The sequence below is a fragment of the Aeromonas aquatica genome (assembly GCF_000764655.1).
GTDB lineage: Bacteria > Pseudomonadota > Gammaproteobacteria > Enterobacterales > Aeromonadaceae > Aeromonas > Aeromonas aquatica.
The window spans coordinates 1-23,402 of sequence record NZ_JRGL01000118.1 but is presented as its reverse complement, the minus strand read 5'-3'; the positions used below and the strand labels follow the sequence as shown (position 1 = coordinate 23,402).

The 23,402-nt window shown below is 64.1% G+C and carries 19 protein-coding genes and 1 pseudogene; 8 read left to right on the top strand and 12 right to left on the bottom strand.

Annotation, left to right across the window (positions count from 1 at the left end):
• The first annotated feature begins 8 nt into the window (after positions 1 to 8).
• Positions 9 to 623 carry a superoxide dismutase gene (locus tag LG30_RS0114720; protein ID WP_033131450.1) on the top strand — a complete coding sequence of 205 codons (615 nt, stop codon included), beginning with the start codon at positions 9 to 11 and terminating at the stop codon, positions 621 to 623.
• 66 nt (positions 624 to 689) lie between these two features.
• Here LG30_RS0114720 and LG30_RS0114715 read toward each other — a convergent pair whose 3' ends face one another.
• From LG30_RS0114715 to LG30_RS0114680, 8 genes are all read right to left on the bottom strand, one after another.
• Positions 690 to 1,640: a SanA/YdcF family protein gene (locus LG30_RS0114715; RefSeq protein ID WP_033131449.1), complete on the bottom strand. Its 951-nt coding sequence runs from the start codon at positions 1,638 to 1,640 to the stop codon at positions 690 to 692.
• Positions 1,641 to 1,827: 187 nt separating this feature from the next.
• Positions 1,828 to 4,572, bottom strand: a complete 2,745-nt coding sequence (locus LG30_RS0114710) for a collagenase (RefSeq protein ID WP_033131448.1) — start codon at positions 4,570 to 4,572, stop codon at positions 1,828 to 1,830.
• A gap of 232 nt (positions 4,573 to 4,804) precedes the next feature.
• Entirely contained in the window at positions 4,805 to 6,217 is a 1,413-nt protein-coding gene (locus tag LG30_RS0114705) for an AMP-binding protein (RefSeq protein WP_238566439.1), read from the bottom strand.
• Entirely contained in the window at positions 6,210 to 7,139 is a 930-nt protein-coding gene (gene menC, locus LG30_RS0114700) for an o-succinylbenzoate synthase (RefSeq protein ID WP_033131447.1), read from the bottom strand. Before menC ends, LG30_RS0114705 begins: the two co-directional genes overlap by 8 nt.
• Positions 7,139 to 7,999 carry a 1,4-dihydroxy-2-naphthoyl-CoA synthase gene (gene menB / locus LG30_RS0114695; RefSeq protein ID WP_033131446.1) on the bottom strand — a complete coding sequence of 287 codons (861 nt, stop codon included), beginning with the start codon at positions 7,997 to 7,999 and terminating at the stop codon, positions 7,139 to 7,141. The genes menC and menB overlap by 1 nt, the downstream gene beginning before the upstream one ends.
• Before the next feature lie 66 nt (positions 8,000 to 8,065).
• A complete protein-coding gene (gene menH, locus LG30_RS0114690; protein WP_202963161.1) occupies positions 8,066 to 8,824 on the bottom strand; it encodes a 2-succinyl-6-hydroxy-2,4-cyclohexadiene-1-carboxylate synthase in 759 nt (252 codons plus the stop codon).
• Positions 8,825 to 8,919: 95 nt separating this feature from the next.
• Positions 8,920 to 10,653, bottom strand: coding sequence for a 2-succinyl-5-enolpyruvyl-6-hydroxy-3-cyclohexene-1-carboxylic-acid synthase (gene menD, locus LG30_RS0114685; RefSeq protein WP_033131444.1), 1,734 nt, complete (start codon positions 10,651 to 10,653; stop codon positions 8,920 to 8,922).
• Between the two features lie 33 nt (positions 10,654 to 10,686).
• A complete protein-coding gene (locus LG30_RS0114680; RefSeq protein ID WP_033131443.1) occupies positions 10,687 to 12,027 on the bottom strand; it encodes an isochorismate synthase in 1,341 nt (446 codons plus the stop codon).
• Positions 12,028 to 12,237: 210 nt separating this feature from the next.
• On the opposite strand from LG30_RS0114680, the gene LG30_RS0114675 reads away from it, so the two are divergent.
• The 5 genes from LG30_RS0114675 (at position 12,238) to LG30_RS0114655 (ending at position 17,191) form a co-directional block, all read left to right on the top strand.
• A complete protein-coding gene (locus tag LG30_RS0114675) occupies positions 12,238 to 13,143 on the top strand; it encodes a 1,4-dihydroxy-2-naphthoate polyprenyltransferase (protein WP_033131442.1) in 906 nt (301 codons plus the stop codon).
• Between the two features lie 258 nt (positions 13,144 to 13,401).
• Positions 13,402 to 15,528, top strand: a complete 2,127-nt coding sequence (gene cstA / locus LG30_RS0114670) for a pyruvate/proton symporter CstA (protein ID WP_052101102.1) — start codon at positions 13,402 to 13,404, stop codon at positions 15,526 to 15,528.
• Between the two features lie 61 nt (positions 15,529 to 15,589).
• A complete protein-coding gene (locus LG30_RS0114665) occupies positions 15,590 to 15,787 on the top strand; it encodes a YbdD/YjiX family protein (RefSeq protein WP_025325546.1) in 198 nt (65 codons plus the stop codon).
• A 158-nt stretch (positions 15,788 to 15,945) separates the two neighbouring features.
• A complete protein-coding gene (locus LG30_RS0114660; RefSeq protein ID WP_033131441.1) occupies positions 15,946 to 16,959 on the top strand; it encodes a CobW family GTP-binding protein in 1,014 nt (337 codons plus the stop codon).
• Between the two features lie 13 nt (positions 16,960 to 16,972).
• Complete coding sequence (locus LG30_RS0114655; RefSeq protein WP_033131440.1) at positions 16,973 to 17,191, top strand: DUF6500 family protein; 219 nt, start codon at positions 16,973 to 16,975, stop codon at positions 17,189 to 17,191.
• Between the two features lie 88 nt (positions 17,192 to 17,279).
• Here the strand turns inward: LG30_RS0114655 and LG30_RS0114650 are convergent, their stop codons facing one another.
• The 4 genes and pseudogenes from LG30_RS0114650 to dbpA form a co-directional block, all read right to left on the bottom strand.
• A complete protein-coding gene (locus tag LG30_RS0114650; RefSeq protein WP_033131439.1) occupies positions 17,280 to 18,677 on the bottom strand; it encodes a PepSY-associated TM helix domain-containing protein in 1,398 nt (465 codons plus the stop codon).
• A 263-nt stretch (positions 18,678 to 18,940) separates the two neighbouring features.
• Positions 18,941 to 19,048 (bottom strand): annotated as a pseudogene (locus LG30_RS22935) (YkgJ family cysteine cluster protein); the annotation flags it as partial.
• Positions 19,049 to 19,078: 30 nt separating this feature from the next.
• Positions 19,079 to 19,369 (bottom strand): YkgJ family cysteine cluster protein, encoded by a 291-nt coding sequence (locus tag LG30_RS0114645; protein ID WP_033131438.1) that lies wholly within the window; start codon positions 19,367 to 19,369, stop codon positions 19,079 to 19,081.
• A gap of 114 nt (positions 19,370 to 19,483) precedes the next feature.
• Complete coding sequence (gene dbpA / locus LG30_RS0114640) at positions 19,484 to 20,863, bottom strand: ATP-dependent RNA helicase DbpA (protein ID WP_033131437.1); 1,380 nt, start codon at positions 20,861 to 20,863, stop codon at positions 19,484 to 19,486.
• Positions 20,864 to 21,412: 549 nt separating this feature from the next.
• Here dbpA and LG30_RS0114630 point away from each other — a divergent pair.
• Together LG30_RS0114630 and LG30_RS0114625 are read left to right on the top strand one after the other, a co-directional pair.
• Positions 21,413 to 22,618, top strand: a complete 1,206-nt coding sequence (locus LG30_RS0114630) for a NupC/NupG family nucleoside CNT transporter (RefSeq protein ID WP_033131435.1) — start codon at positions 21,413 to 21,415, stop codon at positions 22,616 to 22,618.
• Positions 22,619 to 22,746: 128 nt separating this feature from the next.
• Positions 22,747 to 23,337 (top strand): lipid-binding SYLF domain-containing protein, encoded by a 591-nt coding sequence (locus LG30_RS0114625; RefSeq protein WP_033131434.1) that lies wholly within the window; start codon positions 22,747 to 22,749, stop codon positions 23,335 to 23,337.
• The last annotated feature ends 65 nt before the right edge of the window (positions 23,338 to 23,402 follow it).

Below are 23,402 nucleotides of genomic sequence, written 5' to 3'. Positions count from 1 at the left end.
AGACGAACATGAGCCATACCCTGCCTGCCCTCGCCTATGCCTACGACGCACTGGAACCCCACATAGACGCGCTGACCATGGAGATCCATCACAGCCGTCACCACCAGACCTATGTCACCAACCTCAACGTCGCGCTGGAGGGGGCCCCCGAGTTTTCGGCCCTGCCGGTGGATGAGCTGCTACTGAGCTTCGACAGCCTGCCGGCCAAGGTACAGGGGGCGGTGCGCAACCACGGCGGTGGCCATGCCAACCACAGCCTGTTCTGGCAGGTGATGAGTCCGCAGGGGGGCGGCGAGCCCGGTGGCGAGTTGGCCGAGGCGATAGTGCGGGATCTGGGGGGGCTGGATGCCTTCAAGCAGGCCTTCACCCAGGCGGCGTTGAGCCGTTTCGGCAGTGGCTGGGCCTGGCTGACGGTGAACAGGGAGGGCAGGTTGCAGGTGGAGAGCAGCGCCAACCAGGACAGCCCGCTGATGCAGGGCAATGTGCCCATCCTGGGGCTGGACGTGTGGGAGCACGCCTACTACCTCAAGTATCAGAACAAGCGTCCCGACTACATCGCCGCCTTCTACAACGTCATCAACTGGCCGGAAGTGGCACGCCGCTACCGGCTGGCGCTGGCGTAAGCACCGCGCTTTGCCCCTGCCAAAACAAGAGACCCGCCATCAGGCGGGTCTCTTGTTTCTGTCTGCTCAGGGGGCGGCGTGGGTTGCCGTTGCGGCACTGGTCGCCTTGTCTGCATCTGTCGCTGCTACCGCACTGGCCTCGGTGGTCGCCGTCGCCGCTGCCGAGCTTGTCACGGTCGCTGCGCTGGTTGCCACCGCCGCGCTGGCCACACCGACGGCCTTGTCGAGCGGCTTGCTCGGGGCCGCTTTCGCCGCAGTGGTCTTGGCCGGGATGGGCAGGCAGGGCTGGCTCGCGCCCAGGGTGCTCAGGGCCTGGCAGGGGATGGGACCGCCGATGACGATGGGCTCGCCGAGGAACTTGGGCCCCTTGTCCAGCACGTAGAGATCGAGCAACCCCATCAGCCGGGCGAACACCTCGCGCACCCGGGTGCGGATCCCCTGATAGGCGCTGGGATCCAGCGCGTTGAAGCCGACTGCATCGATGCCGAAGTGACGGGCGATGAAGATGGCGCGCTCGTTGTGGAAGGCCTGGGAAACCACGGTGAACTGAGCCTGGCCGAACACCTCCTTGGCCCGCACTATGGAGTCCAGGGTGCGAAAGCCCGCGTAGTCGCTGTAGATGGCGCTGGCCGGGATGCCGGCCTGGATCAGGGCGCGCCGCATCTGGCGCGGCTCGTTGTACTGCACGGTGGCGTTGTCGCCGGAGACCAGAATGTAGTCCACCTTGCCGTTGTTGTAGAGCTCGGCGGCGGCCTTGATCCGGTATTTGAAGTAGTGATTCGGGCTGCCGCCGATCAGGTATTTGGAGGTGCCGAGCACCAGGGCGACCCGGTTGTAGGGCACCGCATTGACGTCGTCATAGGTGTAGTGACGGGCGTCCGAGACGGTCCACTCGCTGTAGCCGAGCAGCGCGATGGCGGAGGCCAGCAGCAGGCAGAGGCAGGCGAGCAGGATCTTGGCAAACTTCTTCATGCGCGATGCGGTTCGGATCTGAAATAGGGAATGACAGGGAGCCATTCTATTACAACTTGGTGTGCCGCGTCAGGCTTGATGACCGCGAGGAATGTCACTCGGGCAGAGACTGTCGCTGGGGGGCTTCGTTTCGAATGAGGGGCGGCCCTGGCCGCCCCGTGTATGTGTCGGTTTCTCGGTGGGGGGAGCCGTCGCCTTTGCAGGTAACCGGCCCCTCGTTTGCCTCTGCGCCTCAGTGGGCTGAGTCGTTGCCCTTGCAGGCATCGGACGCCTTGTTGGACTCCCACCAGGGCAGCAATTCGCCTGCCAGCCACTGCTGGTAGGCCTCGCTGTCACCGGTGATCAGCTGATCCAGCTCGGCCTCGAAGGCGCCCATCGCCTGCCCCTGATCCGGGTTGCGCAGGGCCTGGGCCATGGCGAGCCAGCTGGCGCCGCGACCGGTCTCGTTCAGGAAGCGATGCACGGTGTAGGACCAGGAGTAGACCATCTCGCCGCCCTTGTCGTAGTCCAGGTGCAGTATGTCGGCGAGGCTGGGGCGCTCGCCGGCCGGGCGAGCCGTCACGTTGTCCAGGCCGCGGGCGAAGCACTGGCCGTGGGCGACAAATTCCGCCAGCCCTTCCGACCACCAGGTGGTGCGGTTGAGGGGGTAGTGGCCGAAACTGCCGTACTGGTTGAAGCGGCCGTCCAGGTAGTGCACGTACTCGTGGCGCAGATTCCACACCTGGAAGGCGGGGCGCTTCCACTCCGCCTCATAGGCGAAGAAGCGGGCCTGGTTGCCGGGACGAGCCGGATCCCCCTCGATATAGATGCCGCCGTTGTCGGTGGAGACGCCACCAAACAGGGCGCTGCCATAGCGTTTCCAGTCGGCGGAGGAGTCGAAGATCACCAGCTCAAGGGCCTCGTTATGGTCGTCGGCCACCGGCTGTCCGCCGGTCTCCAGCTGCCGATGGAACTGCTCTTCCTCGGCCCCCAGCTCGCGGCAGATGTTGCTTGCCTGATCCTGGCTCAAGTCCTGGGCCCGCAGGCGCAGGGTCGGCGAGCAGGTGTGCTCGAACGGCAGCACGTCCTCCATCCGGATGGGGGTGCAGAGGCCGGCAAAGTCGCCGCTGATGCAGGCCTCGGCGGTGCGATCCGTGTAGGTCAAGTAGTAGGTGGAGAGGGTCAGGGACATGTCTTCCAGCAGCGCCGGATTCTGGGCACCCCCTGGGATCAGGCCGTGGTGGCGGATCTGGGCGATGACGGCGTCATCCAGCAGCGTGCGATAACCCTCGCTCTCGTCGGGTCTGGTGTAACGGGCGATCCGGTAGAGGCGGGTATAGGCATCCAGCACGTTGTTGAGCAGGAAGAGATCCGCCCCCTCCCGTCCCTTCCACAGGGCGAGTTCGCTCATGCCGAGGGCGTGCAGTTGCTGGCGTAGCTCGCCATCCTGCTGGCGGAAGTCGTTGGCGAAGGGCTCGGCGTAGTCGCTGGCGAAATCGAGGAAGTTGAGCAGATCGAACAGGCCGGTCGCCCAGGCATGGCGGCCATTGATCTCGCTCGCATGACGGCTGCTGTAGGCCAGCATCTGGTTGAACTCAGCGAGCAAGGCGCCGAAGCGGCTCTGCACCGCCGGGCTTCTGAACTGGCCGTGCAGGGCTATGCTCCAGGCGCCGATGACGGTCCCCACCTCGTCGTTTGCCTGTGCCGGATAGAGCAGCGGATGGGCGCCGAGCGCGGTCAACGCCTCGGCCAGCGCTTCGGCGGCGGCCGTGCCGTCTTCCCTGTGCTTGCCATGGTTGTGGTAGTTGTGGGCGCGCACGTATTCGAGCAGCAGCTTCATGGCCGGGTGGGTGGGCTGGTTGGCCGTCAGCAGGCTCTGGATGCCGCGGGAGACGGCCAGCAGCTTGCGGTCGTCGTGGCCATAGTTCTCCTGCCACACAGGCGCGGGCTGGCCGCTGGCATCCTGCACTATCCTGGCAGCCTCGGCGTCCAGCAGATCCGTGCCCGGCTGCTCCGGCTCAGAGCAGGCACGGCCATCGGCGCGGCGGCAGTCGAGCTGCTCCTCCACGCTGGCCAGCACGATGGGGCGATTGAGCACCCGGCTCTCCTGCCACTCGGGGGTGTCCGGCAGGGCCTGCCACTCGTTGCCACCCACAGGATATTGATAGCCGCTGTCTTTCAGCACCACCTGCACCTCGCTGCCGGCGGGCAGGGTCTGGCGACAGATCCGGTAGCTGATGGTCTTGTCCCCCTCCTGGCGGGTCTGGGGCTGGTCGCACTCCTGCTGGGCCCTGGCCTCGTCCAGCAGCCAGCTGTACTGGCGCCAGACGTGCAGCTCACGCACCTGGCTGGCGGCCTGACTGCCCGCCACCGGCTGCAGGCGGAAGAAGATCTGCTCGAGGCGGCCGTCCCGCTCGTTGGGGGTCTCCTCCAGCACGCTCAGCTGTTGCCAGTCTTGCGGTCGATACTGCCAGCTCTGCTCGGCGCAGCGACCCTGGGCGTTGAGCTCGCAGCGATCCAGCTCCTGTTCGCTGTGACCGAGAACGAGGCGCTCGGGCAGCGGCAGGGTATCCTGGCGCGGGGCGGTCGGGGTGCCCGCCAGTGGCTCCCAGCGCCCCTGCTTCAGGCCGTAGCCAAAGTCATAGCTGCTGGCCGGCACGACCTTGCCCACCGGCACCACCTGCTCGCAACTGCGATAGCGGATCTGCCAGCCCTGCTCGACCCTGAGCTGTGGCTCGCCGCACTGCTGCTCGGCCAGGGCGTCCAGCTTGGTGGCCTGCCAGTCGAAGCGGCGATAGACCCTCAGCTGCTGATAGGGGACGCCGGCATCGCTTGCGCTCAGCTCATAGGTGACTTCGGTGAGGCGATCCCCCAGCTGGCGGCTCGATTCGCCGTTCAGCCGGTAGTGCTGCCAGTCGGGGGAATAGTTGGCCAGCGCCGAGGTGGCGAGCAGGCCGGGGGCTGCCAATAACAGCAGCCGGGTACCCAGGTGGTTCATGGTGATCCCTTTGATGAATGGATGGGCGTGGGGGACCAGACAAGGTATTGGGTTCCAAAAGAACATCAACCAGCCAGATGGGGCGGGGGAATCATCCCCTTCCCATGCGACATCACAAAAACAGCCCCATTAGGGGCTGTATCGATAGCAAGGACTTAGTCCCATATGGGGGTCAGTATCAGAGGGGGCGAGTCGGGCGGAAGGGTCGGGCAGCGGATGCCGAGTGCGGGCTTCAGGTCGAGGCGGCAAGCATGGCGAGCTTGGTGCGGGAAGGTTTCAGGTTACCACCGAGATCCGGCCAGGGCAGCCAACGGTCCGGCACCATGAAGCCGGGCAGGGCGGCGCGGATCCAGGCGGCCAGCTCGTCATGGGGCACCGGCTCGCCGTGCCAGTCGATAAAGGCGGCGGGGCGCTGGCCCCACTCGTCGCTCGGGATGGGGACCACCAGCGCCTGGGCAACGGCGCCGTGATCCACCAGCCGCTGCTCTATGGTCTCGGGCTGGATGTTCTCGCCGCCGGAGATGAAGAGATTGTCGAGCCGCCCCTCCACCACCAGCTCGCCAGCTGGGGTGAAGTGGCCCTTGTCGCGGGTGTGGAACCAGCCGGCCTCATCGAGCGGTCGCGCCAGCTGCCCGGCCTTGAAGTAGCCGGCGAACAGGGTGGCGCCGCGCACGCAGATCTCCCCCTGCCGGATGCAGACTTCTCGCCCCGGCAGCGGCTTGCCGACCACGCCGGCCCCGGTCGGCAGTCCGGTGCAGACCTGGCTGCCCATCTCCGACAGCCCGTAGCTCACCTTGGGGGTGAGCCCCATGGCCCTGAGTCGGCTCACCAACGGCTCTGGGATGGCGGCGCCGCCGAGCAGCAGCTCGCGCAGCCGGGTGCGGGCGGGGTCGAAGCCTTGTGCCAGCAGGCGCCAGAGCTGAGTCGGTACCAGCGAGAGATGGGTGACGGGCTGGCATTCGAGCCGCTCCTTGAGGGGCTGGCCGCGATCGTCCAGCACCAGGCTGGCCCCCGCCAGGAAGACCCGGAACAGGATGGCGTAGCCACCGACGTGAAACAGCGGCAGGGAGAGCAACCAGCCGCAGTCGCCGTCCAGCGGGATCAAGGATGCGGAGCCCCGGGCCGAGGCCAGATGGTTGGCGAGGCGGTGCACCACCGCCTTGGGCGTGCCGCTGGAGCCGGAGGTGAGGATCATATTGCCGAGTTGCGCGGGATCCAGCGGCCAGGGCTCCTCCCTTGCGGCCAGCTCGGCCTCGACATCCAGCCGCAGGGGCTGCCAGGGGCCGTCCGGGACCTCCCCTGCCGACCAGAAGGCGGCAACCCCTAGCTGGGCCGCCAGCTCGGCTTGTCTGGGGAGGGGAAAGGCGGGATTGAGGGGGCAGAAGACGATCCCACTGCGTACACAGGCCCAGGCAATCAACACATCTGCCAGAGCGCCTCGTACCACGGCGGTCAACCTGTCGCCTTTGCTCAGGCCAGCAGATCCAAGCTGTCGGCACAGGGCGTTGAGCCGCGCATCCAGCTGTCGGTAGCTGAGGGGTTCGTTGCCGTGGATGGCGATCCGCTCCGGCGCCGCCCTTGCCCAGTGGCGTACCGGGCAAGGCTCGCTGCCCTGCCCGATCAGGGGGGACTTGGCCTCAATCACGGTGGAACAGGGGCTCGAGCAGACTCAGGTCGGGTTGGCCCTGTTTATCCAGCAGATCGCCGGTCATCCAGCGGCGAGTATCCAGGCCGGGGGCCTGATCCGGTGCCCACTCCCCGGCGAGGCGGGCGAGTTGGCCGAGGCCGACACCGGACTCGAAGCAGGAGGAGACGATCACCTTCAGCCGCAGCTCGCGGGCGCGGGCCACCAGCGCCTCGCTGTTGGCGAGGGCGCCGAGCAGCATGGGCTTGAGCACCAGCGCTTTGAGCTGGGGGATGGGCTGCCAGGGTTCGCCCCGGGTCAGCAGTTCATCCAGCGCCACCGGCATGCCGGTGCGGGCCGCCACGAAGGCGATGTCGTCGAAGCTGGCGCACAGGTCTTCCAGGTATTCGATCCGGTTCGGATCCAGGTGACCGCAGAAGGCCCAGGCCTCCTCGCGGGTCCAGCCCTGGTTGGCATCCAGCACCAGCTTGAGGGTCGGGCGCCGATCGAGCAGCAGGCGGATCAGCGCCAGCTCGTCCCGCATGGGGTAGCGGGCCACCTTCAGCTTGGCCTTGTTGGGAGTCTGGTGCAGCCACTCCTTCCAGTGCTTGAGCAGCTCCTGGGGGGAGCCCTGAATGAGGGGATAGGGCTCGGGCAGGGAGGCCGTCTGTGCGGGCCAGTGACGGCGGGCACAGTCGAGGCCAAATTGCACCGAGGGTAGCGTGGGGGCTATGGTTTGCCCCCGCGCCAGTTGCGCCAGGCAGGCGAGGGTTTCGGTCTGCGCCTCGGCCAGCGTCTCCCTGGAGAAGCCGGGCAGGGGGGCTATCTCCCCCCAGCCATCGCCGATGCGCACCAACAGGCCCTCTCGCGCCACCTCCACCTTGCCGTGAAAGGTCAGGGGCTGGGTAAAGGGCAGATGATAGCGATAGAGGGCGAGTGTCATCAGGGATTCCGCTTGTATTTGGAGAAGTCGGGACGGCGTTTCTCGTTGAACGCATTGCGCCCTTCCTGACCCTCCTCGGTCATGTAGAACAGCATGGTGGCATTGCCCGCCAACTCCTGCAAGCCGGCCTGGCCGTCGCAGTCGGCGTTGAGCGCCGCCTTCAGGCAGCGCAGCGCCATCGGGCTGTTCTGCAGCATCTCGCGGCACCAGCGCACGGTTTCGCGCTCCAGCTCGGCCAGCGGCACCACTGTGTTGACCAGTCCCATGTCGAGGGCCTGTTTGGCATCGTACATGCGGCACAGGAACCAGATCTCGCGGGCCTTCTTCTGGCCGACGATGCGGGCCATGTAGGAGGCACCCCAGCCGCCGTCGAAGGAGCCGACCTTGGGGCCGGTCTGACCGAACTGGGCGTTGTCCGCCGCTATGGTCAGATCGCACATCATGTGCAGCACGTGGCCGCCGCCGACTGCGTAACCGGCCACCATGGCCACCACGGGTTTGGGGCAGGTGCGGATGTCGCGCTGGAAGTCGAGCACGTTGAGGTGGTGGGTGCCTTCGTCATCCTGGTATCCACCGTAGTCGCCCCGGATCTTCTGATCGCCACCGGCGCAGAACGCCTTCTCGCCGAAGCCGGTGAGGATGATGGTGCCGATATGATCGTCGTAGCGGGCATCGGCCAGGGCTTGCAGCATCTCTTTGACGGTGCGGGGGCGGAAGGCGTTGCGCACCTGGGGACGGTTGATGGTGATCTTGGCAATGCCATCTTGGGACTTGTGATAGAGGATGTCCTCGTAACCGGCGGAGCAATCCTGCCACGTCACGGGTGCGTAGAGTTCCGCTTCTGTCATTGCTTCAATCATGTTCACTCTCTTGTTATGGGTGATAAGCCCGCTCGCGCAGGCCGGGGCAAAGATGTCCGGCTGAGGTCAGGCCGGATCGGCGTCGCTTGCCAGCCACTCCCGCAGGCAGGCGGCGAAGCGTTCTGGCTGGCTGGCGTGCAGATTATGGCCGCCATCCAGCGTCAAGTGATTGATATTGCAGCCCTGCTCGACCAACTGGCAAGCCAGCGCATGGAATTTCTGATCTGTTGTGCCTGAGATCCAGCTCACCGGCAACCGGGTATTCCGAAGCCAGGGGGCGAGATCCGGCTGCTTGCCGAGCGAGGTGGCGCGCAGCATGGCGGCGACGGCCTGGCCATCGTTGCCGAGGCGCCTGGCTAGTTGGCGGGCCCGCTCGGCGGCGTCGAGATCCGCGAACACCGGCTGCCGGTACCAGTCTGCCAATACCTCGGCCAGCGGTTCGCACTCGAAGCGGCTGGCCCAACCCTGGTCGTGGGCGATGCGGGCTGGGCGCTCGGCGGCGGCCAGGCCAGGATGGCAATTCTCCAGCAACAGGGCCTGCAGCCCTGCGGGGGACTGGCTCGCGTGATAGAGCGCCAACCGCCCGCCGAGGGAATAACCCGCCAGCCGATAGCGCACGATGCCACGGGCTCTGAGCTCGCCGAAGAGCCACTGATGTGCCTCTTCGAAGCCGCTCACCCGCAGAGGCTGGTTGTGGCCGTGGCCCGGCAGATCCAGCGCATGGCATTCGCACCCCGGCAGGGCATCGATAACCTGCTGCCAGTCGTGACCGTCGCCGAGCAGGCCGTGCAGCAGCACCAGCGGCACTTGTTCTCTGGCTTCAATGGCCACGGATCGCCGCTCCCAGAGCCTTTAGATCCTCGGCCAGTTCGCTGTGATGTGGAACCTTGATTTCAATCTGGATGATGCTTGCCTGTGCTCTAGCTGCCACGGATCGCGCTTCCCAATGCCTTCAGATCCTCGGCCACTTCCTGGCTCGGTACCTTGATTTCAATCAGGGTTACGCCCTTTTCCAGGGCGGCGGCGTAGGCCAGTTCAAACTCGGCCAGGGTAGTCGGTGCCCGATACTGGAGGCCGAACATGGCGGCGGCGTGCTCGAAGTGCAGGCCGTGGGGCAGACAGTAGTAGGTCTCCAGCAGCCGATCGCCGGTGGGCACCGGCAGCATGCGGAAGATGCTGCCGCCATCGTTGTTGAGCAGGATCACCACCAGCGGACGGCTCGTCTTGCCGAGCAGGGCCAGGCTGTTGAGGTCATGGAGGGCGCTGAGATCCCCGAGCAGCAAGGTGGTTGGCTCATCGCGGCTCTGGGCGAAGCCATAGGCCGTGGCGATCAGGCCGTCGATGCCGGAGGCGCCGCGGTTGGTCATCACCCGGCTCGGCCCCTTGCCGGGTTCGCCGAGCATGTCCATCAGCCGGGCCGGCATGCTGTTGCCGACGAACAGCTGGCCTTCGATCAGCGCGTTCAGGCGGTGGCAGACCCCGAGCTCGGAGAAGCGATCGCAGGCGGCGCGGATCTGGCGGGTCGCCCGTTGCTGGCGCTCCCCCAGCCGATGCCAGGGCGGCTGTTGAGTGGCGAGCGGATGGCTGGCGGCGAAGGCGGCGGGTTCGCACAGCAGGCGGCGGCGCAGCCGGTAGTCCGGATCCAGCCTGGCCGGTTGCGAGTCCACCAGCCAGTAGTCCTGCCAGGGGTGTTGCTTGATGAACTGGCCGAGCCGCTTGGAGATGAGGCGGGCGCCGAACTGCAGCAGCACCTCGGCGCGGGCCAGCTCGGCGACGAAGCAGTCGTCTTGCAGCGCGAGATCCACGTGGATGAGGTTGCGGCTGTCGAAGCGGATCTGGCTCTGCAGATCCGCCAGCAGCGGCCAGCCGAGGCGCTCCGCCAGTTCGGCCACCGCCTGCCCTTGTAGGGGATCCTGAATGCGCCCCGCGATGATGACGCCGCGCTTGCCCTGCAGCTCGGCCCAGTCGGGTTGAACGGGGCAGCCTGGTTCGATCGCGAGCCAGGGGCTCCAGGGCGCGTCCGAGCGCAGCCAGTCGCCCAGCGGCGCCAGGTAGTCGGCAAAGTCCAGATAGTGGTCGCCGGGATAGAGCGGCTCGGGGTACATGCAGTTGAAGTGCACTGGCCCGGGGGTGTGCGCCTGCTGGGCCAGGGCTTGATCCACCGAGCTCAGCACGAAGGCGGCCGGTATGGTCGGAGTCGGGCTCGGCAGGTTCTGCTGATAGACGGGGTAGCGCCCGAAGATCCCCTGCTGGTCGATGGCCTGATTGGCGCCGTTGTCGATGAGCTCGGGGGGCCGGTCGGCGGAGAGGATGATGAGCGGTACCCCGGTCAGCTGCGCCTCGGCCACCGCGGGCCAGAGGTTCGCCACCGCGGTGCCCGAGGTCATGATCACCGCCACCGGTCGGCCGCTGCCCTTGGCGAGGCCCAGTGCCATGAAGCCGAGGCCCCGCTCGTCAAAGTGCAGGTGGCGGCGAAAACCGGGGTGAGCGGCGGCGGCCATGGTGAGCGGCGCCGAGCGGGAGCCGGAGGCCAGCGCTATGTCCCGCACGCCGAGGCGATAGAGCTCCTCCAGCAGGAGGGAGGACCAGACGTGGTTGAAGGTGGCATGTTGACTGGCAAACGCTTGATGCACAGACACTGGACTGGCGGGCATAGGGCTCTCGCAGTGAGGAAACAATGGAAAACGCTATCCCAGCAGGGAGAGCACATTGGCTATCTTGTTGTCGAGTTCGGCCCACTCGGCGGCGGGCTCGGATCCCGCCACTATGCCGGCCCCGGCGAACAGGTGGATGGCCTGCTCACTGACGAGGGCGCTGCGGATGGCGACGGAAAACTCCGAAGTCTCCCGACTTAGCATGCCACAGGCGCCGGCGTACCAGCCGCGATCATGGGGCTCGTACGCGCGGATGAAGGCCAGCGCCGCCTCGCGCGGGGCGCCGCCCACCGCCGGGGTGGGATGCAGGGCATCCAGCAGTTGCCAGTCGCCCACCCCGGGTTCGAGCTCGGCCTCGATGTCGCACTTGAGGTGTTGCAGCAGCCGCAGTTTGAGGATGCGCGGCTCGGTCAGGCTGGTGCTGGTGGTGAGCGGCGCCAACCGACTGAGGATGTCGGCGTGGACCAGGCGGTTCTCCAGCCGGTTCTTGTTGTCGGCCAGCAGTTCGGCGGCCAGGGCCGCATCGGTCGCCTCGTCACCGGAGCGGCGAATGGTGCCCGCCAGCGCCTCGGTAAACAGGTGGCGCCCCTCCCGACGATAGAGTCGCTCGGGGGAGCAGGCGATGAAGCTCTGCTCGGGGGAGAATTGGAAACCGAAGTGGAAGCACTCCTGAGCGTGTTGCGCCCACTGGGCCAGCAGGGACCAGGGGGAGGGAACGGCCTCCTCGCCTGTGCTGCCGCCATGGGTGAGCCGGCTCTCCCGGGACAGCACCACCTTGGGGGTGTGAGCCTGGAATTCGGGGGCCGTGACCCGGGTCACCAGTTGCTGCCACTGGGCACGGGAGGGACAATCTTCTCGCTGCCAATCGTGCTTGTGCAGGGGCGGCAGGGGCGCTTCCGGTTGCAACCTATCCAGCGCGGTCAGGGCGGCCTGCATCTCGGCCTCGAAGTCGGCCACCCGTTCCCGCTTGGGCAACCAGAGGTTCAGGCAGAGGCTGACACACTCGCCCCGGCGCACCAGCTCGATGCGCGGCAGCACGAAGCGGCAGGGGCCAAAATCCGGCCAGCCGGGCTGGGTCGGATCGAATGCCAGCCCGCCGTAGTAACGGGGGCTGTCTTCGCTGCTGGCGGCCGTGTTGTCACAGACCCGGCGAACATCCTGCGGCTGGTTCAGTTCATGGATGCGGCCGAGGGCGACATATTCGGGACTCTTGGGGCCGCGTGCCTGCCAATAGATGCGGGGATAGAGGCTCTGCGCCGTCAGCCAGCCCAGAAAGGAGTGCACCGGGGCCGCCACGCGCAACCGCACGAAGCCACTGACATTGTTGTGACGCAGGGCGTCCAGTTGTTGCTTGATATGGGTCTGAGCCAACATGGATGTCTTGTCTGAGCCGGATAGTCGCAATCGCTCTGGGGGAGGATGGCGCAGGTTGATGCCAAAGGGCGATGATTTCCTATATATTATCTGCCCATTCGTCCATGTAAATTGCCCGAGGGAGCCTGAGCCCCCACGGAGCCAAGTATACCTAAATCCGGTTCGATAACCCTTAACACGATCAATATCTGATTGTTTGGCCAACACAATATGACAAATACCTTCTCTGTGTGGTTGCTGGCGGCGCGTTTGCGAACACTGCCCCTTGCCTGTTCTTCTATTTTGTTGGGCGCCGGACTGGCTGCCAGCCGGGGTGCCTTCGACGGTGCCATCATGGGCCTCTCCTTGCTGACTGCCATCTTGCTGCAGATCCTCTCCAACCTGGCCAATGACTACGGCGATGCGGTGTCCGGCGCCGATAACGGCGAGCGGATCGGCCCCCAGCGCGCCGTGGTCTCAGGTCTCATCACCCGCCAGCAGATGTGTGTGGCCATGGGGCTGACCGCACTGGCCGCGGTGGTGAGCGGGCTCGCCCTGCTGATCTGCGCCTTCGGTGAGGCCTGGCAGCAGATCCTGACCTTCGTCCTGCTGGGCGGTGCGGCCATCGTTGCGGCCATCACCTACACGGTGGGCAAGACTCCTTATGGCTATCGCGGCTTCGGCGATATCTCGGTGTTCCTGTTCTTCGGCCTGCTGGGGGTGCTCGGCTCTTATTACCTGTTCACCCACAGCCTGCAGTGGGATCTGCTGCTGCCGGCCGGCGCCTGCGGCCTGCTGGCGACGGCGGTGCTCAACATCAACAACGTGCGCGACATCGAGACAGATACCGCCAGCGGCAAGATCACCCTGGCGGTGCGGCTCGGTCGCAACCGCGCCATCGCCTACCACTGGCTGCTGCTGGGGGCGGCGCTGCTCGCCACCGTCGCCTTCCTGCTGATCCAGCCCGCCAGCCTCTGGCCCTGGATCTTCCTGCCTGCCATGAAGCCCCTCGCCGATGCCGCCCGCACCCTGCGGGAAAGTTTCGATGGCGAGGTGCTGACCGGGGCCCTCAAGAAGACCGCCATCAGCGCCTTCCTGTTCAGCCTGCTGCTCGCCATCGGGTTGGCGCTTTCCTAGGCAAAACGAAGCGTCCAATCCTTGGTATGAAAGGCCCCTTCGAGGGGCTTTTTTGTGGCTCTTCCCGCCATTTTTTCCAATTAATTCAGTCTCATATATGTCACGCCTCCTCAAGCGGCCGTGATCCGGTCGGCAATTTTGATAAATTCTCGGGGCTGCTCGCCGACTTGTGACGGTCCCCGATTGTGGCGTTCGGGGGATTGCTATAGAGATGTAACCGTACCTGGACGTATATGTAAAAACGATGAAGGGAGACTTATGGACAAGTTAGGGAAACACCTGGGATGGATGCTGATGGCGCTGGTCGGTGCCAGCTCCCTCGGCTATATCGCCCTCAATCGGGGCGAACAGATCAACGCACTCTGGATAGTGGTCGCGGCGGTGTGCGTCTATCTGATCGCCTATCGCTACTACGGCCTGTTTATCGCCAAGCACGTGTTGGCGGTGGACGGCACTCGCATGACGCCGGCGGTGCGCCACAACGATGGTCTGGACTATGTGCCGACCGACAAGAAGGTGCTGTTCGGCCACCACTTTGCCGCCATCGCCGGTGCCGGCCCCCTGGTCGGCCCCGTGCTCGCGGCCCAGATGGGCTATCTGCCCGGCATGCTCTGGCTGCTGGCCGGGGTGGTGCTGGCGGGGGCAGTACAGGACTTCATGGTGCTGTTCGTCTCCACTCGTCGCGATGGTCGCTCCCTCGGTGAGCTGGTCAAGGCGGAGATGGGGCCGACGGCCGGCGTCATCGCCCTCATCGCCACCTTCATGATCATGGTGATCATCCTGGCGGTGCTGGCGATGATAGTGGTCAAGGCGCTGGCTCACAGCCCCTGGGGCACCTACACCGTGGCCTTCACCATACCGCTCGCCATCTTCATGGGGATCTACACCCGCTACCTGAGGCCAGGGCGCATCGGTGAGGTGTCGATCATCGGCCTGGTGTGCCTCATCTTCGCCATCGTCTCCGGTGGCTGGGTGGCCGAGAGCGAGACCTGGGCGCCCTATTTTGACTTCGACGGCGTGCAGCTGACCTGGATGCTGGTGGGCTACGGCTTCGTCGCCTCGGTGCTGCCGGTCTGGCTGCTGCTGGCCCCGCGGGATTACCTCTCCACCTTCCTCAAGATCGGCACCATAGTGGGTCTGGCCATCGGCATACTGGTGACCCAGCCGACCCTGCAGATGCCGGCGCTGACCCAGTTCATCGATGGCACGGGCCCGGTCTGGGCCGGGGATCTGTTCCCCTTCCTGTTCATCACCATCGCCTGTGGTGCCGTCTCCGGCTTCCACGCGCTGATCGCCTCCGGTACCACCCCCAAGATGCTGGCCAACGAGAACCAGGCCTGCTTCATCGGCTACGGTGGCATGCTGATGGAATCCTTCGTCGCCATCATGGCGCTGGTGGCGGCCTGCGTCATCGATCCGGGCGTCTACTTCGCCATGAACAGCCCCATGGCGGTGCTGGCACCGGCGGGCACCGCCGACGTGGTGGTCTCCGCCGCCGCCGTGGTGAGCAGCTGGGGCTTCCAGATCACCCCGGAGACCCTGACCCGTATCGCGAGCGAAGTGGGTGAGCAGAGCATCATCTCCCGCGCCGGCGGCGCCCCGACCCTGGCGGTCGGCATGGCCTACATACTGCACGGCGCCCTCGGTGGCCTGATGAACGTCGCCTTCTGGTATCACTTCGCCATCCTGTTCGAGGCGTTGTTCATCCTCACCGCTGTGGATGCCGGCACCCGTGCCGCCCGCTTCATGCTGCAGGATCTGATGGGGGTCATCTCGCCCTCCCTCAAGCGCACCGACTCCCTGCCGGCCAACCTGCTGGCCACTGCCCTGTGCGTGCTGGCCTGGGGTTACTTCCTGCATCAGGGGGTGGTGGATCCCCTCGGTGGCATCAATACCCTGTGGCCGCTGTTTGGTATTGCCAACCAGATGCTGGCGGGCATGGCGCTGATGCTGTGCGCCGTGGTGCTGTTCAAGATGAAGCGTCAGGCCTATGCCTGGGTGGCGCTGTTGCCCACCAGCTGGCTGCTGATCTGTACCCTGACCGCCGGTTGGGAGAAGACCTTCAGCGACAATCCCAAGCTCGGCTTCCTGGCCATCGCCAACAAGTTCCAGGCCATGATCGACAGCGGCAGCATCCCGGCCCAGTACACCGAATCCCAGCTGGCTCAGCTGGTGTTCAACAACCGGCTGGATGCGGGGTTGACGATGTTCTTCATGCTGGTGGTGGTGGTGCTCGCCGCCTTCTCCCTGAAGACGGCGCTCAAGGCGCTGCAAAACCCGCAGCCGACCGCCAACGAGACCCCTTATCAGCCGATGCCGGCGGGCAAGGGGGCGGCTCAGCCCGAGTCTGATGACGACGGCGATCTGGCCCCCAGCCTCAAGTAAGCGAGTCAGCAGGCCGGCACCCCTGGGTGCCGGCCCTCATCGATAGCCCCAAGGAGCTAGCATGTTCGATACCCTGGCCAAGGCGGGCAAGTATCTGGGGCAGACCGCCAGACTGATGGTGGGTGTGCCCGATTACGACAACTACGTGCAGCACATGCGGCTGACTCATCCAGAGCAGACCCCCATGAGCCACGACGAGTTCTTTCGTGAACGCCAGGATGCCCGCTACGGCGGCAAGAATGGCGGACGCTGCTGTTAGGAGACGTTGAGGTTTCGGCGCTGTCGCGATGAAACCTCAACGGCCCCTCATACATCCATCACCGGAGCCCATCATGACGCAAGCGGTAGTGGTCACCCTTGCTTGAATGGTCTTCTCGGCTCTGGCTAGATATATCCCCTCACCACAGGACTTTCATCATGACCCAGGCTGTAGCGGTCACCCTGCTGACCGGTTTTCTCGGCGCCGGCAAGACCACCTTGCTCAACCACTTCCTGCGCCACCAGGCCAACGCCTCCGTGGCCATCCTTGAGAACGAGTTCGGCGCCGCCAATATCGACGGAGACCTGCTGCAAAGGGGGGCGGGGATCAGCGTGGTGGAGCTCAGCAACGGCTGCGTCTGTTGCAGCGTGCGCGGTGAGTTCAGGGCCGCGCTGGCCGATCTGCTGGCCCGGCGGACGGCGGGAGAGCTGAAGTTCGAGCGGCTGATCGTCGAGACCACGGGGCTCGCCGATCCCGCCCCCATCATCCAGACCTTCTTCGTCGAAGAAGAGTTGCGCGATGCCTTGCGCCTGGACGCCGTCATCACCCTGGCCGACTGTGAGCACATCGCCCGCCAGTTGGACGAGTATCCGGTGGCGGCGGCCCAGCTCGGCTTTGCGGATCGCATCCTGCTCACCAAGACCGACAGGGTGGACGAGGGGACGCGGGAGGCCGCCATCACCCGCGTTCACAGGATCAACCCCAGGGCGCAGATCATCGACATAGTGCAGGGGGAGTGCCCGGCCGAACTCTGGCTGGATCTCGATGCTTTTACCCTCAGCGACGAGCTCGGCCTGAGTCCTGGCCTCAACATAGTGCGGGCCGGGCGCCAGGGCTTCGAGGCCTTCTCGCCGCTCTCGGCCCAGCCGCGCTCCTGGCACGACGCCATCTCGGCCCAGCTGTTCGAGGGGGGCGAGCTGGATCTGAAGCGGATCGGCGCCTTCATGGAGCAGTGCATAGATCAGCATGGCAATGACATGCTGCGCTACAAGGGGGTGCTGGCCATCGCGGGTGAGCCGCGCCGGCTGATAGTGCAGGGGGTGCACAAGGTGGCGGGGTTCGATTATGGCTCCCCCTGGGGAGAGGAAATCCCGCGCTCAAAGCTGGTGATCATCGGCCGCTACCTGCCCGTCGACGAGTTGCGAGCCGGTTTTCTGCAGACACAAGAGTGAGGAATATCCGCCGATGCGCGCATCACTGAGAGAGAAGATGATCCGGGTCTGCCACCAGAAAATCGCCCGGAAGGGGGAGGGGGTTGGCGTCTCCTTCTACGCCTTCTTTGCCAACAAGAATGAGGATCCGGCGTTGTTGATGGAGGCCGCCACCTGGTGGATCCAGACCCATGAGCTCGACCACTTCGAGAAGGCCAGCAAGATCATCAGGCTGGTGGAAGCCACTGCCTAGGGATGAATAAATTAATAAGGGCTCCTAATGGGAGCCCTTATTGCATTAATAGAACTGATGGCCAAGGCCGCCGTTTATGCCAAATGGCTCAGCTGGTCTGCGCCGCTTCGGTTTCCCGGCGGGAAAAGATCAGGCTGTCCAGCAGCCAGATGACGAGCATGGAGGCACCGACCAACGGGAAACAGACGCCGAGCAGCACCAGCACGGCGATGGCACCGCGCATCGGCGGTAGTTTGGCGGGCAGGGGGGGGGCGGCGAGCCGGCCTTGCGGGCGGCGGCTCCACCATATCCAGAGGCCGCTCACCGCACTCAGCAACACCATCAGGCAGATGATCAGCATGACGAGCTGGTGGGGCCAGCCGTAGAGCTTGCCGGTGTGCAGCATGACGCCGGTTTCCACCGTCTTGGCGACCGGGCCGTAATCCTGCCAGCGCACGTCGGCCAGCACCTTGCCGCTGTATTGATCGATGTGCAGGGTGGCGTCGTTGCGCGGATCGTCGGCAAACAGGGCGATGGTGTAGACGCCGCTCTCACCGGCGGGCGGGGTGATGCTGTAACCCGGGGTAACCTTGCGCTCTCTGGCGATCTCCACCACTTGCTGCAGCGGGATGCGATGGCTTGGCATCACCATGCCATCGTGCCCGTCGCCGTGGTTCATGGCGCTGTGGTCATGACCCTCGGCGACTGGCTGCGAGCTCGGCATGGGCAGGGTCTCAGTCCCCCAAGGGACGGTCTGCGAGTGAGCCTGGTTGAGGCTGCGGGTGAGGGGGGCGGATTTCGGTACCTCGTTCCACATGGCGGCAGGGAAGCGATTCCAGACGTTGGCGAACTGATCGCCCCAGAAGCCGGTCCAGGTCATGCCGCTCAGCAACAACAGCAGCAGGAAGCCCGCTCCCCAGAAGCCGACCACGGCATGCAGATCCCGCCACCAGAGGCGCCCACGCTGGCTCATTCTGGGCCAGAGGATGCCACCGACGCCGGGGCCCTTGCGCGGCCACCACAGATAGAGGCCGCTGATGAGCAGCACTATGCCCCAGCCGGCGGCCAGCTCTATCAGGCGATCCCCCGTGGTGCCGATCAGCAGCTCCGCGTGCAGGGCGCGGGCGACCGCCTGTAGATTCCACTGGTTGTCCATGGTGCCGAGCAGGGCGCCGCTGGCGGGATCCATAAACAGGGTCAGTTCGCTGCCCTGCTGGCGGACGATGAACTGGGCGCTCTGATCGGGGGCCGCAGGGGGCAGGTACTTGCTGAGGCTGGCGTCCGGCATGGCCATCATCGCCTTGGCCAGCAGGGCATCGGCGCTCAGGGTTTGGCTAGCGGGGATCACCTTCATCAGCTCGGGGTACATGATGTTGTCGAGCTGAGGCTTGAACAGATACACCATGCCGGTGAGGGAGAGCAGGATCAGGAAGGGCGCGACGAAGAGCCCGGCGTAGAAGTGCCAGCGCCAGATCCGTTGGTAATGATTCGCATCGTGAGTTTTCATCTCTGATCCTTGCGGCGGTGTGAAAGGTTACGGCAGGTGGAACCTTGGGTGGCGCGGATGATAGCAGCAACGTTTTATTAACTGCAATAGAACATGGCGTACCCAATCGGCGTCGGGTGTCGTGGCGAGTTCGGCGTGATAAACCACTTGTCCCGCTCGTCGATGCAGTCGGGTTCACCCATCTCGAACGCGCGGCAGATTAAAAGACGCACCTCATGGATGCGGCACATCATGAAGAGGGGCGATCCAGCGCCGCCGTGCGGCTAGTTCAGCGTGATAAACCACTTGTCCCGTTCATCGATGCAGTCGGGTTCGCCCATCTCGAACTCGCGGCAGATTAAAGGACGTACCTCATGGATGCGGCACATCATGAAGAGGGGCGATCCAGCGCCGCCGTGCGGCTAGTTCAGCGTGATAAACCACTTGTCCCGTTCATCGATGCAGTCGGGTTCGCCCATCTCGAACTCGCGGCAGATGAGTGGACGTACCTCGTAGATGCGGCACATCATGGTGTTGCGATCCAGCGCCGCACACCAGCCATCTTCCAGCCGGTGCATCACGGGCACCTGTCCCTCTATCTCGTCCACATAGCGATCCGGCACGCCGGTATCGGTAAACAGCATCACTTCGAGGCGGCAGCAGCAGGCTTCGCAGTTCTGGCAGCTGACCTCGGCTTGGGGTTGTTTGTTCATCTCTGTTGTCCGTGCCATGGGATGGCACATTCCTGATAAAAAACAGGCGCCTGCAAGAGGCGCCCGTGCTGTGGTCAGTGACGAGTCGGGCAGACGTGCCGCCCGGCCTCCTCTTTAACCCAGTTTGCGGGCGCGGTAGGTGCGCCCCTTGATCTTGCCTTCCTGCAACCGCTTGAGGGCGGCGCTCGCCACCTGACGCTTGACCGCCACGTAGGAGTATTGCTCCGAGATCTGGATCTTGCCGACGTCGGCACCGGCGATGCCGCCTTCGCCGGTCAGGGCGCCGAGGATGTCACCGGCGCGCACCTTGCTCTTGCGGCCCGCATCGATGGAGAGGGTCACCATCTGCGGCGCTATCGGCTTGATCTCGCGGCCGATCCCGGCCAGATCCCCTTGCGGGATGGGAGCCTGCTGGTACTCCTCGATCAGGTTGACACGCTGGGCTTCGTTCGGCTGGTAGAGGCTCAGGGCCAGGCCTTGCTGGCCGGCGCGACCGGTACGACCGATGCGGTGCACGTGCACCTCGGGATCATAGGTCAGCTCGTAGTTGATGACGGCGCCGAGCTCCTTGATGTCCAGCCCACGGGCGGCCACATCGGTGGCGACCAGTATGGTGGCGCTGCCATTGGCGAAGCGTACCAGCACCTGATCCCGCTCGCGCTGTTCCAGATCACCGTTCAGCGCCAGCGCCGAGAAGCCCTTGGCGGCCAGGTGATCGGCCACGTCGTTGCAGGCGCGCTTGGTGTTGCAGAACACCACACAGGAGCTCGGCTGATGGTGGCTCAGCAGCCAGGTGAGGGCATCGAGTCGCTGACCGGCGGGCACTTCATAGAGTTTCTGTTCGATGGCGCTGCCTTCGTGCAGGGACTCCACGCTCACCTCGACCGGGTTGCGCTGCACACCGCGGCTCATCTGGGCGATCCCTTCCGGATAGGTGGCGGAGAACAGCAGGGTCTGGCGGCGCTCGGGGGCATAGCTGATGACACGGTTGATGTCTTCGCCAAAGCCCATGTCCAGCATGCGATCTGCCTCGTCCAGCACCAGGGTCTCCAGGCTGGACAGCTCCAGGGTGCCCTGCTCCAGATGCTTGAGGATGCGGCCCGGGGTACCGACGGCGATGTGGGCACCGAAGCCCAGGGTGGCTGATTGCGGTGCGGTCGGGGTGCCGCCGCACAGGGTCACCAGCTTGACGTTCGGCAGGGCGCGGGCCAGACGACGGATCTCCTGGGCGACCTGATCCGCCAGCTCGCGGGTCGGGCAGAGCACCAGCGCCTGCACGTCGACCCGGTTGACGTTGAGCCGGGAGAGCAGGCCGAGGGCGAAGGCGGCAGTCTTGCCGCTGCCGGTTTTTGCCTTGGCGATCAGATCTTTACCGTCGAGTACCAGGGGCAGGCTCTGGGCCTGGATCGGGGTCATCTGCAGATAACCCAGGCTGGCGAGGTTCTCCAGCAGGGCGGGGGAGAGGTTGAGGCTGCTAAATTCGCTGTTGTTCACAAGAGGACTCTATTTCGGGAAAACGGGCTGCGCCGTGCGCAAGGGCGCGCATTATACCAGAGAGTGCCGTCTCGTGGGATGGATTGTGGCGGATTTTTGAACGCCTGCACCTGCCATGGGGGCAAGGACCGGTGCGGAGGGGTCGCAAGTGCGGGCGAGGATGCCGCAGGCACCCCATCACAGGCCATATTATCGCCAGCGACTAATTATGCGCAAAACAGATAAACGTTTTTCACTCATTTTGATTAAATACAATGACGCCAAGCCTGCCATTACGGGCATGGCAGTGAACGGAGTCACAGTGCAATTCATGGAGATATATAGTCTGAAATTGATTAACTAAAATACAACCGTATGTTTTGTATATAGTATTTATGGTTATTCCGACTGAACGATGACCACGCTTGATGATTAATTAATTTAAAAACGTTTGTATTATTTCGAGTGCATATTTTTACCGCAGATTGTGATGGCTATCTGATTTTTAAATACACAAATCACTATGATGGCGCCGGTCAAAAAATTACAACTCACTCAGGTGCTACTGGTATGGAATACGTTCACTTTGTGCTCGGACTCGTGATGGTCCTCGCTCTGGCGTTGCTGGCGAACCGCCACAACTGGAAACAGATCAAGCTGCGCTATATCGGTCAGCTGCTGGTGGTGGAACTGGCGCTGGCCTGGTTCATGCTGAACTCCGAAGTGGGTCTGGCGGTAGTGGGTGGCTTCGCCGCCGGCTTCACCAAGCTGATGGAATTTGCCAAACAGGGTACCGACTTCGTGTTCGGTGGCCTGGTCAACGAGGGGGCCTTCTCCTTCTTCCTGATGGTACTGATGCCCATCGTCTTCATCTCCGTGCTGATCGGGATCCTGCAGTACATCCGCCTGTTGCCCATCGTCATTCGTGGCATCGGCACCGTGCTGGCCAAGATCAACGGCATGGGCAAGCTGGAGTCCTTCAACGCCATCAGCTCCATGATCGTCGGTCAGTCCGAGAACTTCATTGCGCTCAAGAACACCTTGCCGCACCTGAACGAGAAGCAGATGTACACCCTGGCGGCGACCGCCATGTCCACCGTCTCCATGTCCATCGTCGGTGCCTACATGCAGCTGATCGAGCCGCGCTACGTCGTGGCCGCCCTGGTGCTCAACATGTTCAGCACCTTCATCGTGCTGTCGCTGATCAACCCTTACGAGCCGGATAACTCGGTCACCGACATCAAGGCCCTCGCCGAAGGCGACGAGCACCACAGCCCGAAGAAAGAGAACTTCTTCGAGATGCTGGGCGAATACATCATGGCCGGTTTCTCCGTCGCCGTGATCGTGGCTGCCATGCTGGTGGGTTTCATCGCCCTGATCGCGCTCATCAACTACCTGTTCGAGGCGGCGTTTGGCGTCAACTTCCAGTACGTCATGGGCTACATCTTCTATCCTATCGCCTGGATCCTGGGTATCCCGAGTGGTGAGGCGCTGCAAGCCGGCTCCATCATGGCGACCAAGCTGGTGACCAACGAGTTCGTGGCCATGATGGATCTGGGCAAGATTGCTGCCGAACTGTCCCCGCGTACCGTCGGTATCCTCTCCATCTTCATGGTGTCGTTCGCCAACTTCAGCTCCATCGGCATCATCGCCGGTGCGGTGAAGGCGCTGAACGAAGAGAAGGGCAACATGGTCTCCCGCTTCGGTCTGAAGCTGGTGTACGGCTCGACTCTGGTGAGCCTGCTCTCCGCCGTGATCGCTGGCATCATGATCTGATCCATCCCATCATAATGCTGATAAACCCCTGCTCTGGCAGGGGTTTATTTTTTCCAAGCCCGGAACTTTTCTATTTTATCCTGCTCTGAACGACTGAATAAAAATGAATCACGACCAAGGAGAGCAGGATGAGATGGTGGATATGGGGGCTCGTTGCCCTGTTGGCCGGCTGCACCGCCAAGGGAGACACGCCGGAAGAGAAGCGTGGCTACGTGCAGGGCATGCGTGAACAGGTGTTGACCGAACTCTATCAGGAGAAGGCGAGCATCCGCGATGAGGTACAGCAGGCCAAGGGCTACGCAGTCTTCTCCAGCGTCAACAACAGCCTGGTCTTCGTCAGTGCGGGCAGTGGCTTTGGCGTGGTGAGAGACAACCAGAGTGGCAAGGACATCTACATGAGCATGGCCAATGCCGGTGTGGGGCTGGGGCTTGGCATCAAGGACTTCAGGGCCCTGATCCTGTTCAACGACGCCGATGCGTTGAAGCACTTTATCGAGGTGGGCTGGGAGGCCGGCGCCCAGGCCGATGCGGCGGCGCGCTCCGGCGACAAGGGCAGCGAGCTGCTCAATACCACGGGCAGCACCAATGCCAAGAAGGTGACCGTCTATCAGCTGACCCAGAGCGGTCTGGTGCTGCAGGCAACCTTGCAGGGCTACAAATACTGGGCCGATGACGAACTCAATGAACCCGGTCCCGCAACGGTGCAGGCTGTGCAGTGACTCTCGTGTGCGCCAGATTGCTAAAACCGGTTGACCGCACCAGGGAGTGTCTAGTCCTGAAATAG

Coding starts and splice junctions, on each gene's coding strand:
- LG30_RS0114630 (WP_033131435.1), top strand. CDS start 21,413: ATGGAATACGTTCACTTTGTGCTCGGACTCGTGATGGTCCTCGCTCTG.
- LG30_RS0114665 (WP_025325546.1), top strand. CDS start 15,590: ATGTTCGATACCCTGGCCAAGGCGGGCAAGTATCTGGGGCAGACCGCC.
- LG30_RS0114675 (WP_033131442.1), top strand. CDS start 12,238: ATGACAAATACCTTCTCTGTGTGGTTGCTGGCGGCGCGTTTGCGAACA.
- cstA (WP_052101102.1), top strand. CDS start 13,402: ATGGACAAGTTAGGGAAACACCTGGGATGGATGCTGATGGCGCTGGTC.
- LG30_RS0114715 (WP_033131449.1), bottom strand. CDS start 1,640: ATGGCTCCCTGTCATTCCCTATTTCAGATCCGAACCGCATCGCGCATG.
- LG30_RS0114650 (WP_033131439.1), bottom strand. CDS start 18,677: ATGAAAACTCACGATGCGAATCATTACCAACGGATCTGGCGCTGGCAC.
- LG30_RS0114625 (WP_033131434.1), top strand. CDS start 22,747: ATGAGATGGTGGATATGGGGGCTCGTTGCCCTGTTGGCCGGCTGCACC.
- LG30_RS0114680 (WP_033131443.1), bottom strand. CDS start 12,027: ATGTTGGCTCAGACCCATATCAAGCAACAACTGGACGCCCTGCGTCAC.
- menB (WP_033131446.1), bottom strand. CDS start 7,999: ATGATTGAAGCAATGACAGAAGCGGAACTCTACGCACCCGTGACGTGG.
- LG30_RS0114720 (WP_033131450.1), top strand. CDS start 9: ATGAGCCATACCCTGCCTGCCCTCGCCTATGCCTACGACGCACTGGAA.
- LG30_RS0114660 (WP_033131441.1), top strand. CDS start 15,946: ATGACCCAGGCTGTAGCGGTCACCCTGCTGACCGGTTTTCTCGGCGCC.
- LG30_RS0114655 (WP_033131440.1), top strand. CDS start 16,973: ATGCGCGCATCACTGAGAGAGAAGATGATCCGGGTCTGCCACCAGAAA.
- LG30_RS0114710 (WP_033131448.1), bottom strand. CDS start 4,572: ATGAACCACCTGGGTACCCGGCTGCTGTTATTGGCAGCCCCCGGCCTG.
- LG30_RS0114645 (WP_033131438.1), bottom strand. CDS start 19,369: ATGAACAAACAACCCCAAGCCGAGGTCAGCTGCCAGAACTGCGAAGCC.
- menC (WP_033131447.1), bottom strand. CDS start 7,139: ATGACACTCGCCCTCTATCGCTATCATCTGCCCTTTACCCAGCCCCTG.
- menD (WP_033131444.1), bottom strand. CDS start 10,653: ATGCCCGCCAGTCCAGTGTCTGTGCATCAAGCGTTTGCCAGTCAACAT.